3 protein-coding genes and 1 tRNA gene are annotated in these 14,674 nt (G+C 68.6%); 1 reads left to right on the top strand and 3 read right to left on the bottom strand.

Features of this window, described 5'->3' with window-relative positions; all coding sequences use genetic code 11:
• Window positions 1-599: 599 nt before the first annotated feature.
• Window positions 600-676, top strand: a tRNA-Met gene (locus tag FBZ89_RS20510).
• 91 nt (window positions 677-767) lie between these two features.
• On the opposite strand, the gene FBZ89_RS20505 is transcribed toward FBZ89_RS20510, so the two are convergent.
• From FBZ89_RS20505 to FBZ89_RS20495, 3 genes are all read right to left on the bottom strand, one after another.
• Window positions 768-1,883 (bottom strand): THUMP domain-containing class I SAM-dependent RNA methyltransferase, encoded by a 1,116-nt coding sequence (locus tag FBZ89_RS20505; RefSeq protein ID WP_145751710.1) that lies wholly within the window; start codon window positions 1,881-1,883, stop codon window positions 768-770.
• A gap of 538 nt (window positions 1,884-2,421) precedes the next feature.
• Window positions 2,422-4,191 (bottom strand): ShlB/FhaC/HecB family hemolysin secretion/activation protein, encoded by a 1,770-nt coding sequence (locus FBZ89_RS20500; RefSeq protein ID WP_186457474.1) that lies wholly within the window; start codon window positions 4,189-4,191, stop codon window positions 2,422-2,424.
• 77 nt (window positions 4,192-4,268) lie between these two features.
• A complete protein-coding gene (locus tag FBZ89_RS20495; protein WP_145751707.1) occupies window positions 4,269-14,462 on the bottom strand; it encodes an MBG domain-containing protein in 10,194 nt (3,397 codons plus the stop codon).
• Window positions 14,463-14,674: the final 212 nt, after the last annotated feature.

Raw genomic sequence — 14,674 nt, 5'->3', positions numbered from 1 at the left:
ATTTTTATATGATCGCAGAAGTGGCGAAATATATAAAGAAAAACATCAACTCATATATGCCTAGCCCGACTCGAAGTCTGTTCACGGGCAAGCCGTCGCCACTGGGTAACAGCAGCGATGAGGTTGGCGCTTGCGTTTAAGATCAAGGCTAGTTCGGTTAGGGTCATGGTGTCCTCCTTGGCTTCCACGCGCATCATTGCGCGATGGCGCGAAGGAGTGAGCAGGCCAAAGGGCGGGGCTGTCACACGCCGCCGTAGCGCCGGTTACGGGGCGCTACTGCACAAGCCGCAGGCGCGGAAGTGAGCCGCTTTGACGGTTCCCGCACGGGCTGCTTTCATTCGCTGCCCATCCGCATATGCGCTGGCGTAGCCGGGGAGGGCTGATCCGTGACGAAGTGGAGCAGCCTGATTTGCCCAAGGTGAAAGGCATCCTCAGAATTAGCTTCGCATTCCGTTCGGGGGTGTGCTACATGCTGGCTCCCCGTTAGGGCACTTTAATGTCAGAGCAGGGAATTAGGGCAAAACTCTAGGGCAGAATCTAGGGCACTTGCTTTGATAGAGTTGGTGAGAAGCGGTAAAAACTGAGTAAATTCAAGCTGACGCGGGGTGGAGCAGCCCGGTAGCTCGTCAGGCTCATAACCTGAAGGCCGCAGGTTCAAATCCTGCCCCCGCAACCAAGCACAAACCCCCGCCCGCGTAAGCCGGCGGGGGTTTTGATTCTGGGCCCCTTGGGCGATCGGATCGGGACAAGAACCGGCCGCGCGCCGTTCAGGCCAGAGGCGCCGTCCGGTACAGGATCACCTTGATGCCGCCATGCAGCACCGGCGCGCCGGTGGGCAGGAAGGAGAGGTCGGTCACTTTGGCCAGAGCCGGTTCATTGGTGATGATGCCGACGCGCCAGCCATGGAAGCGCTCGCGCAGCACCTTGCCAAGGCTGCCGTACAGGGCATAGAGCTGCTTGGTGTCGCCGATGCGCCCGCCATAGGGCGGGTTGACGATGACCAGCCCGGGCGGGCCACCGGGCGGGGTCAGGTCGCTGATGGCGTGGCGCCGAAAGTCGGTCCAGTCTGCCACGCCGGCCCGCGCCGCGTTGTCCTGGCTCATCTTCACGGCGCCGGCGTCGCGGTCGCTGCCATGGAAGCGCACGGTTGGTGGGGTAAGGACTGCGGAGGCTTTCAGCGCGTCCCAGGCGGCGGCGTCGAAGCCGGCCAGCCTTTCGAAGGCGAAGGATCGGGAACGGCCAGGCTTCAGGCCGGCGGCAATCTCCGCCGCCTCGATCACGAAAGTGCCTGAACCGCACATGGGGTCGATCAAGGGCTCATGGCCGTCATAGCCGCACTGGCGCAGGAACAGGGCGGCCATGGTCTCCCGCATTGGGGCCTTGTTCACCGCTTCCTTATGGCCGCGCTTGTGCAATGATTCGCCCGACGTGTCGATGCTGAAGGTACAGAGGTCGTCGTCGATGCGGGCCTTGACGACGACCTCGGCATCGTCCGCGATGGGGGCGCCCAACTCCTCCGACAGGGCGCGGGTGATGCGCTCCGCCGCGGCGCCGGCGTGGTAGATGCGAGACTTGGTGCAGCTGGCCTCCACCTTCACCGGCACGTCCGGCCGCAGGAAGTCCGTCCAAGGGAAGCGGCGGGCGCGCTTGTCCAACTGCGCCAGGTGCAAGGCGCGGAAGGAGCCGATGCGCACCAGCACGCGGGTGGCGCCGCGCAGTTCCAGGTTGGCGCGCCAGACCTCCGTCCAGCCGCCCCGAGTGCTGACACCGCCCTTGCCGGGCTGCGGGTCGGTGAAGCCGGCCGCCGTCATTTCCGCGCACAGCGCGGATTCCAGGCCGGGTGTGGTCACCACGTAGATGTCAAAGTCGTCGCGCTCATCCATGGCGCTTTGATATCGCGCCACCCCCGAACCGGCGAGGGCTTTCTCGCCATGGCTTCCGTGCGGTGGGGCAGGGGGCCAGTCCGTCATAATACGCGCGGCATTTGAACGTGACCGTTCAAATGCTCCCTCAGTCGCCGGGCGGCGGACATCCGTCCGCCTAGGCTTGTCCTCGCTGTGCCCCCCTTTACGTAAACTGGGGGTGCTCGCTCCGGCGGCCCCAGTCGGGGCCTACAGCGGCACGAGTCTCCATCTCGTGCCGCTGGTATAAGACCGAGCCAATTTCCAGGTACAAGGTCGATACCAGCGTCCGGCCCGAGGATTCGGTAAGCGCATCATGTTCGGCGCGGACCAGATATATTGGCCCGATGCCATTGGCCCGGCCGTCGATCGCATCAAGTCCGCTCCCTTCCTGACGGAGGACCAGAGGGCCAGAGAAGATCACCCAAAGGTGGAATCATCTTTGGGCGTGAAGCTACCCGCGGACAAACTCAGCCATAGCCGGCGGTGTCCGATTTAACGCGAACGGCTATATGCCGCGTCAATAGCTCAGCGTCACCGAGACGTGGCCGAGTTCCCCCTTTTCCGTGGCGCCCGGCAGCTTGCGCAACTGCCAGCCGTAGGCGAACTTCACCGTCAGATAGGTGCCATAGGTGTAGCCCAGGCCCACACCGGTGCTGGCCAGGTTGACGTTGTCACTCTCCCCGGCCGGGATGTTGCGGTTCCACAGGCTGCCGTAATCGAAGAAGGCCAGCAGTTGCAGGGCGTCATCGGGGCCGCGCTGCACCAGCTTGAAGGCGCGGCTGCGCAGCTCCGTGCTGATGAGCACGCCCTGGTCACCATTCACGGCGCGCTCGTTGTAGCCGCGCAGGATGTCGGCGCCGCCGGCGCCCAGCTGCTCGGTGTCCAGCAGGGCGCGGTTGCTCAACTGCCCCACCACGCGGGTGGCCCATACCGAGTCCTCCGGCAGCTTGACCAGACGGTTCAGCTCACTGCGGACGTAAAGATAATCGGCCTTGGCGCCCAGGCGGCCGGACTGGTTGTCGCCCGGCTGGAAGGCGGCGTTGGTGTTGTCGCCGGTCAGGCCGCCGGGGCTCCACACCAGGGTGTTGCTCCACCCCGTGCTGCCCCAGGCGTCACCCAGGGTGGCGGTGTAGTTGGCGGAGAACTGGTTGATCTCCGTCGCCGTGCGCGAGATTTGGACGCCGCCGAAGGCCAGGTTATTGTTGGTGGTCTTGAAGTCGTAGCCGAATTCCAGCTGGTGGGCGAAATCCGACGTCCGCGCCAAGGGGATTTGATAGCGCAGGCTGGCCTGGCCGCTCTTGCCCACCAGGCCGAAATCGTTGCCCACGTTGGGCACGCTTTCCTCATAGCTGCCGAAGATCATCAGGCGGTCCTGCCAGGGCAGGGGCGCCAGCCAGCTGAGGGAATGGCCGACAAAGGACGCGTTCCGCCCGCCCGGCCGGTCATGCCAGAAATCGTCGCTGGTGGTCAGCTGGTAGGACAGCTGCTCATCCTGCCAGAAGGCGTTGCCCCAGTTGAAGCCCAGGTTCCAGCGGTCGCGGCCGGTGCTGGGCGCGCCGCTGTTGTCATAGCCGGCATAGACGCGCAGGGGCAGACGGTCGCGGGTGGACAGCACCAGGTCGGTGGTGCCCGGGGCGGTGCCGGGGCGATAGACCAGGTCAACCTGGCGGAAGGGATTTTCGTTCAGGCCATTGACCTCGCGCAGCAGGCGCTCCCCCTCCACCCGGTCACCCGGGCGGACGCTGATGTGCCGGGTCAGCAGGGCGCTGTCGAACCACTCGTTGCCCTCGGCCGCCACCTGGCCCACCGTGAATTCGCGCACCACCACCTGCACGGTGCCGTTGTCGATGTCTTGCTCCGGCACCAGCACATCGACCAGCGGGTGGTCGTTGTCTCGGTAGAAAGCGACGATGCGGCGGGCCAGTTCATTCAGGTCCGCCAGGCGCAGGGGCTTGCCGATGTAAGCCTCCGCGAGCGGGCGAAAGCCGGGGCGGTCCAGGATGTCGATGCCGCCGGTGTCCACGCCGGTGACGGTGCTGCCGTGCGGCTTCACGGCGGCCGGCGAGGGCACGAAGGCCAGGCCCTTCAGCAGGGGCAGGATCACCCGGTCTGATTCGGGCGCGGGGGCGGCCGGCATGGGCAACTGCGGCGTCTGGTCCACCGGCGCCTTGGCGGGCGGCTCCTTGGGCGCGATGCGCTCATAGCTTTGTGCCTGCGCCCGCAGGGAGGTCAGCGACAGGCCGGCCAAGAGCAGGGCGGTGAGAACGCGTGCCGGGGGGACGGGCATGGAATTCCTGGGCATGGAGGCGGTCGTGGGAGAAGGGAGGGCGGGCGAGGGGGCGGAGGGGACGGTCATGACGCGCTTCAGCGCCACCGCTTGGCGATTTCGAACTCCGTCTCATCGGTCCCGTCCTGGTGGGCGGCGGAGAAGGTCGAGGTGTTGGTGATCGTGCCGCTGGCCGTGGCGGGGGGCGCCAGGTAGATGACGCGATAGTTGCCCTGCGAGTAGTCCGACCCCACCAGGGGCTGGGTGGGGGTGAAGGGCACCTTGCCGGAGGGCTGGTCCACGAAGTGGGTGGAGGACGGCACCTCGGGCAGCACCACGGGCGGCGACGTATCCGCCTGCACCGTCAGGGTGCCGGCGACGTAGCTGATGAGGTAATTGCCGGACGCGAGGCCACCCGGCGTGATCGTGTAGGTGCCGGCCGCCGTCCCGCCACCGTTGTAGACAAGGCTGCCGCCCAGGACGGCGGCCGTTTCGCCATTGACGAAGCCGCTGTAGCTGGCGCTGTAGGCCGGCGCGCCGCCGAACGTGATGGTGACGTCGTTGGCGGCAACGGTCAGCGGGGCGCGGTTCACCGTCAGCGTGCCGGCGACATAGGTGATGGCGTAATTGGCGCTGGTGAGGCCGCTGGGGGTGAGGGTGTAGCTGCCGGCGTTGGTGCCGGCGCCGCTGATCGTCAGGGTGCCGCCCAGGACCGACGCCGTCTCGCCATTGACGAAGCCGCTGTAGCTGGCGCCCAGGGTGGGCGTCTGGCCATAGGTGACGGTGGTGGTGTCGGCGGTGACGGTCAGGGCGGCCTTGTTCACCGTCAGGGTGCCGGCGACATAGCTGATGGCCGAGCCGTCCGTCGTGGTGGCCCCGCTGGCCGTGATGGTGTAGCCACCGACGTTGGCGCCGCTGCCGGCCCCGGTGGAGGCGAGCGTGGGGGCGGTGCCGAGGCTGGTGCCACCCAGATAGGCGTGCGTCACACCGGTCGCGCCGCCGGACAGCGTGTAGGCCAGCGCGCCGCTGACATCCTGGCCGTAGGTCTTGGTCACGTCGCTGGCCGTGATCACCAAGGTGGGCTGTTCCGCGAAAACATAGCGGTTGCCGCCGACCGACACCGTGCCGGACGCCAGGGTGCGGTTCCACAGGGCGGTATTGCCGCTGTCCAGGTTACCGAAGGTGTCGCCGGCCGAGGTGGCGGAATAGACCAGCCAGCGGCCGCTGGCGGCAGTGATGGCGCTGGAGCCGGCGGTGTTGATGAAGGCGCTGGTGGTCGACAGGGTGACGGCATCGCCGGTGGCCTGGCTGGTGACCGCGTTGGCCAAGGTCAGCGTTCCGCTGGTGGTGATGGTGACGCCACCGATGGCGGTGATGCCACTGATACCGGCGGCGGTGCCGATGGTCAGGGCGCCGGCGTTGGCGAAGGCCATGGCGCCCCCGGCGGTGGCCGCCAGGGTGCCGACGCCGTTGGGCTGGGTCAGAGTGATGGCGCCGCCGGCGTTCAGACCCAGGCTGCCCACGGTGATGGTGGCGCCGCCGGCCTGGGTGATGGTGCCGCCGGCCTCCAGCACCAGAGTACTGGCATGGGCCGGGGCGATGGCGGCGCTGATGACGATGTCGCCGGCCACGGGCGGATCCACCACCAGGGTGCCGGCGGTGATGTGGTCCAGTTCCGCCGCCGACAGCTCCAGCGTGCCGGTGGTGGCATCGCTGGCGCTGCCCAGGTCGACGGCCCAGCCGCTGGTGACGGGGGCCAGGGTCACGGTGCCGCCCCCCGTGGCGCTCACGGCGCTGGACAGGTTTATGCGATCGGCGGTCAGGGTGACACCAGTACCGGAGATGGCCTGGGACACGGTCAGCAGGCCGCCGGCCCCGGCTGTGAGCTGCGCCGTGGTGATGGCGGTGACCCCGCCCAGGCCATCGACGGTGCCCACGGTCAAGGCGCCTGAGTCCTTGAAGCTGACGCTGCCGGCGCCGGTGGTGGCCGCCAGGGTGCCGACGCTGTTGGCGGCGTTGGCCAAGCCGATGTCGCCGGCGGCGCGCACGGCCAGGTTGGTGGCGGTGATGGTGGCGCCGCTGGACTGGGTGATGGCGCCGCCCGTGGCCAGGGACAGGGTGGTGACATTGGTGGGCGCGATGGCGCCTGCGATGGTGTAGCCGGCGGTTTCGCTGATGTCCGTACGGCCGATGACCAGGGTGCCGGCAGTGACGCCGTTGATGCCGGCGGCGCTCAGCACGTCGGCGCCCGTCACGCTGCCACCCACGGCCAGGGCGCGGTCGGCGGACTGCTGGCGCAGGGTCACCGTGCCCGTGGTGGTGATGGTGGGGGCCGTGCCGCTGGACAGGGCGAAGTCGTCGCTGGTCAGCGTGATGGCGCCGGTCTGCGTGCCGCTGCCGAGGCTGGCGGCCGTGCTGGCGCCGTCGCCCAGCACCAGGCCGGCACCGGTGGTGCCGCTGCCCGTCAGGGCGACGGCGCCGCTGGTGGTGCTGACCGTTTCGCCGTAGAGCCGCAAGCCGGTACCGCCCGTACTCGTGCCGGTCAGCGTGATGGCGCCGGTCGTGGCGGCCACGCCGCCGCCGTTGACCAGCACGCCGGTGTTGCCGCCGGGGCCAGCCGCCGCCGTGCCGGTCAGAGTGATGGCGCCGGTCGCCGCCTGCAATGTGCTGGACACCAGTTGCAGGCCCAGGTGCGCGCCGGCGGCGGTGCTGGTGGTGGCCGATCCGGTCAGGGTCAGCGTTCCGCCGCCGCTGGTGGTGAGGCTGCTGCTGTTCAGCGCGATGCCGGAGGAGGTGCCGGTGACGCTGGCCTGCCCGTCACCCTTCAGGATGGCGCTGCCCCCCTCCAGGCTGATGGCGGTGTTGGTGATGCTGATGGCGGCGTCGTCGGTGGCGCTGGCCCCCGTGCTGTGGGCGTTGCCGGCCGTCGCGGGGTCGCTGACGACGGCGCCGCCCACCAGGGCCAGGGTGCCGCCCTTGGTCAGGATATTGACGCGGCTGAGGGTGATGCCGCCGGTGCCGCTGCTGTCGCTGTCGGCGTACAGGGAAAGGTCCAGCCCGGCGCCGACGATGCCGTTGACGGTGATGGTGCTGGAGGTGCCCTGCAGGGTGACGTTGTTGCCGGCCACCAGCGTCAGGGTGCTGGTGCCGCCGCCGGTACCGACTGCAAGGCTGGTGTCGGTGACGGTCAGGTCGCCGCCGGCCGTCAGGGTCAGGGTACCGCCCGCCGCCAGGGTGGCGGTGTTGGTGGGGGTGGCCACCGTCAGGTCGGTGCCGGCGGTCAGGCTGTTGCTGCCCGTGCCGCTCAGCGTCAGGCCGTCGTAGGTGGTGCCACCCGCGGTCACGCTGTCCACGGTGACGGCGCCGGAGGTGACGACGCTGAACGTGGCGCCGTTGGCGGTGAAATGCGTGACGGCGTTGCCCGAGTTGGTCAGGGTGTAGCTGCCGCCCTCCAGCGCCAGGCCGCCGGCGCTGATCGCCTGGGTTTGGGTGACGCTGGTGCTGGCGCCGGTGAACCCCAGGCCGCCGGTCAGGGTGATGCCATCGGTGGTGCCCACGCTTCCCACCGTCAGGGCGGTGTTGGAGCCGATCAGGATGCTTCCGGTGTTGGCCGCCAGCGTGCCGATGCTGTTGATGCTGGTGCCGCCGGACAGGCTGCCCAGCAGCAACAGGCTGGGGGTGGTGATGGCGGCCGACTGCGTGCTGGTGCCGGTGCTGTTCAGCGTAAGCGTGCCCGTGCCGCTGACCGTCAGGGCATCGTCGACGGTGATGGCGTGGCTGCCGGCCTCGATGTCCAGGCTGGCGTCGGCGGACAGCGTGATGGTGCCGCCCGACACGGTGTAGAGCAGGCTGGAATCGATGCCCGTGGGGCGGGCACCGGCCAACGCGCTGGTGCTGACCGCCGGGCCGTCGCTGGTCATCTGCACCGCGTTGCCCAGCACGGTCAGGCCGGTGGTGGTGCCGCCGCTGGTGGTCAGGTGCACGGCGTTGCCCAGCGTGGTGTTGCCCAGGGCCGGGTTCAGGTAGGCCACCAGGTTGCCGCCGGTGATGGGGCTGCCGTCGGCCAGGATGTAGTAATAGCCGTTGGCGCCGGTGAAGCCGCTGCCCAGGCTGGTGCCGTTGGTCAGCGCGCTGACGCGGTTGGCGATGGCGAAGCTGCTGCCGGCGGCGTTGCTGTAGGCGGTACCGGTGACGATCTGGACGCCGCCCGAATGTTCCCAGGTGAAGTAGGGCAGGGTCACGCCGTCGCTCATGCCCCAGACGGGCGTGGTGTAGTCCCACCCGGCACCGGTGAAGGTGCTGCGCGTCTGCATCTGGGCGGTCGTCTTCCCCGTGGCGCCGGAGGCCGTGCCGCCACCCACGCCGACCGACAGGCCGGAGGTTTCGGTATCATAGAAGCTGTTGCTGGTGGTGCCGCTGTTGTTGCCGATCAGGCCGCCCCGGGTGGTGGTGCCGGTCAAGGCCAGGGCGCCGATGCTGTAGGTCCGGGCCACCGTGCCGCTGTTGGTACCCACCAGGCCGCCGGCGGCGGACCCGCTCCTCACCGCGCCCAGCAGCGCCACTTGCGCATAGTCGTCGGTGATGGTGCCGATCAGGCTGTGGACCAAGTCGACGCTGTTGTTGCCCACCAGCCCGCCCACGGACTGGGCGCTGCCGGCGGCGGTCATGCGGATGCCGCCCAGGGCGTAGCTGTCCTGGATGGTGCCGTTGCTGTTGCCCACCAGCCCGCCGACATCGGTGCCGCTGGCGGTGATCAGGATGTCCGCCTTGGTGTCCTGCAGCAGGGCGCCGCCGGTGACGCTGCCAATCAGGCCGCCCACGGTGCTGCCGCCCGTGATGCCGCCGGTCACGGTGACATGGCTGATGCTGCCGCCGCCGACGTTGCCCGCCAGGGCGCCGACGTCGTTGCCGCCGGTGATGGAGACGGTGCTGAGCGTCAGGTCATGCACATAGGACGTGCTGCCGATGCCGCCGATGGCGCCGAACAGGCCGACCTCGGTGCTGCTGGGTGTGTTGATGGCCAGGCCGCTGATAGTATGGCCGCCGCCATTGAACGTGCCGCCGAAACTGTCGATGGGGGAGAAGCCGCCGCTGCCCCACACCCCGCCGGTGGCGGACAGGGCGCTACCCAGGTCGATGTCGTTGGCCAGGGTGTAACCGATATTGGGATTAAGGTTCACCAGTTGCAGCTGATGGGCCGACCGCAGGGTGGCCGACGCCTCCGTCCGCAGCATGGGCCGTGTGGCGCCGTTCACCATGTACCAGGTGTTGGACATGTCCCAGCCGGCGTTGCTGAACGTGGTGCTGGTGAACCCTTGTGTGCCGGTGATGCCGGTAAAGCCAGGCACCGTCTGGCCGGTGCCACCGCTGACGGCGCCAAAGCTCTGCCCCGTGGTGGTGACGTCCCAGAACGAATTGCTGGCGGTGAACGTCACGGCGCTCAGGCCCACCAGCCCGCCGTTGTAGGCGCTGCCGCTGGTGCTGCTGACCCGGCCGCTGGCGTAGCTGTTGGTGATGGTGGTGCCCACCGCCTGGATGATGCCGACCAGCCCGCCCTCTTCCTGGAAGCCGGTGACGGCGCCGGTGGCATAGGTGTTGGTCAGGCTGGCGCCAAACACGTTCCCCACCAGCCCGCCGATCACGCTGCCCCCGCCGGTGACATTGCCACTGGCGCCGGAGGTGGTGATGTTGCCGGCGGCAAGGCCTGCCAGCCCGCCGACATCCGTCCAGCCGCTGACGGCGCCCGATGCCCAGGACCGGTCGATGGTGCCGGCGCTTTGCCCCACCAGGCCACCCACGTACAAGCCGTGGGTGCTGGTGCCCGAACTGCTGACCGTGGCGGTGGACCAGCTGTCCGAGATGGCGCCGTTGGTGAAGCCCACCACGCCGCCGATGCTGTCGGCGGTGGCGCTGATCGTGCCCGACATGCCGGCGAAGCGGATGGACCCGGCGGTGGCGCTGCCCGCGATGCCGCCCACCTGGCTGGCACCACTGACCGTGCCGGAAACCGTGATGTTGCTGATGGCGGTGCCGCTGGCGGCCCCCACCAGGGCGCCGACGTTGTTGCCGCCGGAGACGGAGACGTTGGTGAGCGTCAGGTTGGCCAGGCTGCCGCCGCTGGTCTGGCTGAACAGGCCCCGGTTGTTCGCCGAGCCCGTCAGGGTCAGGCCACTGATGGTGTGACCCTGACCCGACAATTCGCCGGAGAAGGTGGGGATGGGCATGAACCCGCCGCCCCATATGTCAGCGGCGTTCGCGAGGGGGGTGGCCAGGCCGATGTCATTGGCGATGGTGTAGCGGGCGGTGGGGGCCAGGGCCACCAGTTGCAGTTCATGGGCGTCGCGGATGGTGGTGCTGGCCTCCGCGCGCAGGACCGGACGGAGCAGGCCGGCGGGCAGGTACCAGGTGTTGCTGAAATCCCAGCCGCTGAAGTTGGATTGGACCGACATTTGCGCGGTGGTCTGGCCGGTGGTGCCGGTGGCAGGGCCGCCTCCAACGCCGCCGGACTGGCCGGTGGTCTGCGTATCCCAATAGGAGTTGCTGAAGGTGGCGGTGCCGTCGTTCAAGCCCATCAGCCCGCCAACCATCGTGCCCGGCGCGCTGACGGCCCCGCTGGCATAGCTGTTGGTGATGGTGCCATTGGCGCCCAGGCCCACCAGGCCGCCAATATAATCGCTGCTCCCGCCGCCGGTTTCCCTGACGGTGGCGGTGGAATAGCTGTTGGAGATGTTGGTGGATATCCCCACAAGGCCGCCCGCCAGGGCTTGGCCCCCGACCCCGCCGCCGCCGGTGATGGTGATCGTGCCGCCGGCGTAGGAGGTGGTGACGGCCGTGGCGCTCAGGTCGGCGGTAACGCCCAGAACGCCGCCGGCATAAGCCTGCCCGCTTCGGATAAAGCTGAGATTGATGTCGGCCAGCGAGGTGGAACCGGTGATGGTCCCGCTGTTGTACTGCAACCCCACGATGCCACCGACGCCGTAGCCGCCACCGCCCTGGAAAGTCAATGTGCCGGTGACATAGGCGTTCACGACATGGCCGCCGTTGTTGGCGCCGACCAACGCGCCGACATGGCTGTCGGCATTGGTGACGGTGATGGCGGCATTGGTCAGGGTGATGTTGTTGAGGGTACCGCTATTGCCGCCAAACAGGCCGATATAGGTGTTGCTGCCGCCACCGTAGGTGATGGTCAGCCCATCGATGGCGTGACCCTGCCCGTCATAGGTGCCGCTGAAGGGTGTAGAGGGGTCGCCCAAGGGGATGAAGCCGGCGGGGACGCTGCCGGTGGTGGACTTCCAGATGCCGCCGGCGGTCGGGGCCGGCATGCGGATGTCGTTGCTCTGGGTGTAGCTGGCCGTCAGGTCGTGGGCGATCAACTGCAACTGGTGGGCATTGCTGACGGTCAGTGAATATTCCCAGAGGCCCAGGGGCCGCGTGCCGCCATCGCTCAGCCACCAATTGGTGGTGAAGTTGAAACCGCCGTAGGCGCTGGTCTTGTAAGCGTAGTTGCTGGCCGCGGACTGCGCCGGGTCGCTGGTCACGGCCGCGGCGCCGCTTGTGCTGCCCCCCACGACGGCGCCCACCGCTGTCACGCGGCCGGTGCTGAAGCTGTCCCAATAGCTGCTGGTGATGCTGCCGGCGCTGACGCTGTCGCCGTTGGTGCCCACCAGGCCGCCGATGCTGCCGGCGCTGCCGCTGCTGAGCGTGACGCTGCCGCTGGCCCAACTGGTGTTGATCGGGTTGGCGTTGATGCCGACTAGGCCGCCCACGCTGGTCACGCCGGTAACGGCGCCGGTGGCGTAGCTGGCGGCGATGCTGCCGCCCTCGGAGATACCGATCAGGCCGCCGACGGAATCGTTGCCGGTGACGGTGCCGGCGGCGTAGGTGTTGCCGATGCTGGCACCCTGGCCCGCGCCAATGAAGCCGTTGGTCCCCACCAGGCCGCCGACACGACTGGAATCCGGGGCATAGACGTTGCCCAGGGTGTAGACGTTGGTCAGGGTACCTAGACGCTGCCAACCGACCAGGCCGCCGACACCGGCGCCGCTATAGCCCTTGGGAACGGTGATGGTGACGTCGGTCCAGCTGTTGCTGATCGACTGCTGGTCGTCCTGGCCGACCAGGCCGCCAATGAAGTCGCCATAGCCGGTGATGGTGCCGGTGACATGGACGTTATTGAGGGAACCGCCGCCGTTGGCGCGCCCAACCACGCCGCCCACCCGGTTGGAACCGGTGATGTTCACATCCACCAGGCCCAGGTTGCTGACCCTGGGGCCATTGCTTGTGGGTGTGTCGCCGAACAGCCCGACCGCGACCGTGGTGGGGCGATTGATGGTAAGCCCGGTGACGGTATGGCCCTGGCCGTCCAGGGTGCCGGCGAAGTTGTTGATGGGGGCGAAACCGGCGCCGCTGTTCCAGGTGGCGGTGGCGCTGGCGTCGATGTCCCGGCCCAGGGCATAGGCGCCCGACAGGTTGGTGGACAAATTCTGCAGGTTCAGGGCGGTGTTCACCAGCATGGAGGCGGTGAGGGCGCCGGACCCCAGGGTGACGTTGCCGGTATAGCTGGTGGGTGAGGCGTAGCTAGTGGGGTTGTAATACAGGTTCACCGAGCCGCTGCTGCCGGTCATGACGACGCCGCCGCTGGTGAAGGTGATGGTGCCGCTGCCGGTACCGGTGTTGTCGGCATGCAGGGTGACGTCGCCGGACCCGGCGGTGTGGCTTAGCGTGCCACCGTTGAAGACGATGTTGCGATAGGCCGACAGGGTCAGGCTGTGGCTGGCGGACCAGGTGACGTTGTTGGCGATGGTTATGTCACCCGCCTGGCTGCCAGCGTTGCCGGTGGTGATGGTGACGTCGGCCGTGGACAGGGCGTTCTGCAGCGTCGTGGTGTTGATGACGGAGCTGGCGCCCGTGGGGGTGAAGGTGCCGCCGGACTGACTGCTGTTGAGATTACTGCCGGTGCTGATGGTAACGTTTTCCGGGTCCAGCAGCAGCTGGCCGACCGCGCCGAAGGGGGCCGTCAGGTCCACCGCGCCGGTGAAGTCCAGCAGCTTGTGGCTGGACACTTCGGCGAAGCCGCCGTTGCCGCTGCGGGGACCGCCCTTGGCGCTGAGCGCGCCGGCGAAGCCGGTGTACTGGTCCGACCAGACGATGACGGCGCCGCCGTTGCCCTTGGCGCCCGCGTCGGCCTTCAGGGTGGCGCCGGCCGTGACGGTGGTTTGGGCGGCCGTGGCCACGGCTTGCTTCACCATCTTGGTGGCCGCGTCGCTGCCGCCCTGGCGGTCGCCGCCCAGCAGGATGGTGCCGCCGGCCCCGGTGGTACCGCTGGTGTCGATCACCGCGCCCGCCGCCACCGCGACCGACTTGCCCGTCGCGATGACGGTGCCGCCACTGCCGTCGGCGTTGGTCGCCGCCAGGGCGCCGGCGACCGTGACGGCGCCGCCCTGGTCCGTCGCTGTTTCCATCGACCCGCTGGCCGACAGCCAGATGTGCCCATCCTTGACCGTGGTGCCGGTGGCGCGGATGGTCCCGCCGCCGTTGCCAGCCAGGGCATAGATGTTGCCGCCGGCGGCCTTCAGTTCCGCCTGCGCCGCCGCGATGGCGCCGGTGTTGGTAACGTCGCCACTTCCCACCTGGACATAGACGCGCTCACCCGCGTCGCCGTCCTTCAGCAGCACCTGCTGGCCGGCGGCCAGGCCCACGGTGCCGTTGGGCGCGGTGATGGTCCCCTCGTTGGTCACGCTGCGCGCGATCAGCAGGACATCGCCGCCGGTGGAGGAGATCTTGCCCAGGTTCTTGACCTCGGCATCCGTGTCGCCCTTGAACAGCAGGGTGCCGCCGGCCATGAAGGTGTCGTTGGCGATGTCCAGCGTGCTGGCGGTGAAGCTGCCGCCCGTGACCACCACGCCACTGGACCCCACGACCACGCCCGCTGGGTTGATGACGTACAGCGTGCCCGTGGCCTTCAGCGTGCCCAGGATGGTGGAAAGGTTGCCGCCAGTGACGCGGTTCAGCGTGGCGCCGGTGCCGTTGTTGAAGCTGACGGTGCCGCCCTGACCGATGGAAAAGCTTTTCCAGTCGATGATGGCGCGCTGGCTGCCCTGGTTGACGGTCAGGCTGCCCGGTCCGCCGCTGATGCTGCCCGATCCGGCCTGGAAGGCGCCGCCCGTGGGCAGGGTGGGGCCGCTGCCGGCGCGGGCCGGTCCGGCGGTGGTGACGGCCAGCATGGCCATGGCCGTGCCCGCCAGCAAGGCCGCCTGGCGGCCGTGCCGCTGGGGCTCTGGTGAGAAGATCACATGGTCTTCAGCGCGCGCCGCACCGCCTTGCGGGGCATTCCCCCGCATCCCCATCCCAACCCGAGAACCCATGCTGTCCGCCCCTGGAACCTGTGGCCCGAAACCTGTGGCGTACTCAGGCTCACGGGGGCGCCATACGGGCGACGGTCCTGCCCCGGCCGTCGACACCGCGTCACCGGTCCCGCCCCGGTTCGCGAATACGCCGCCAGTCA

This window comes from Nitrospirillum amazonense, from assembly GCF_007828045.1.
GTDB lineage: Bacteria > Pseudomonadota > Alphaproteobacteria > Azospirillales > Azospirillaceae > Nitrospirillum > Nitrospirillum amazonense_C.
The sequence above is the reverse complement of the archived record's forward strand: the minus strand, read 5'-3'. Positions and strand labels throughout refer to the sequence as shown.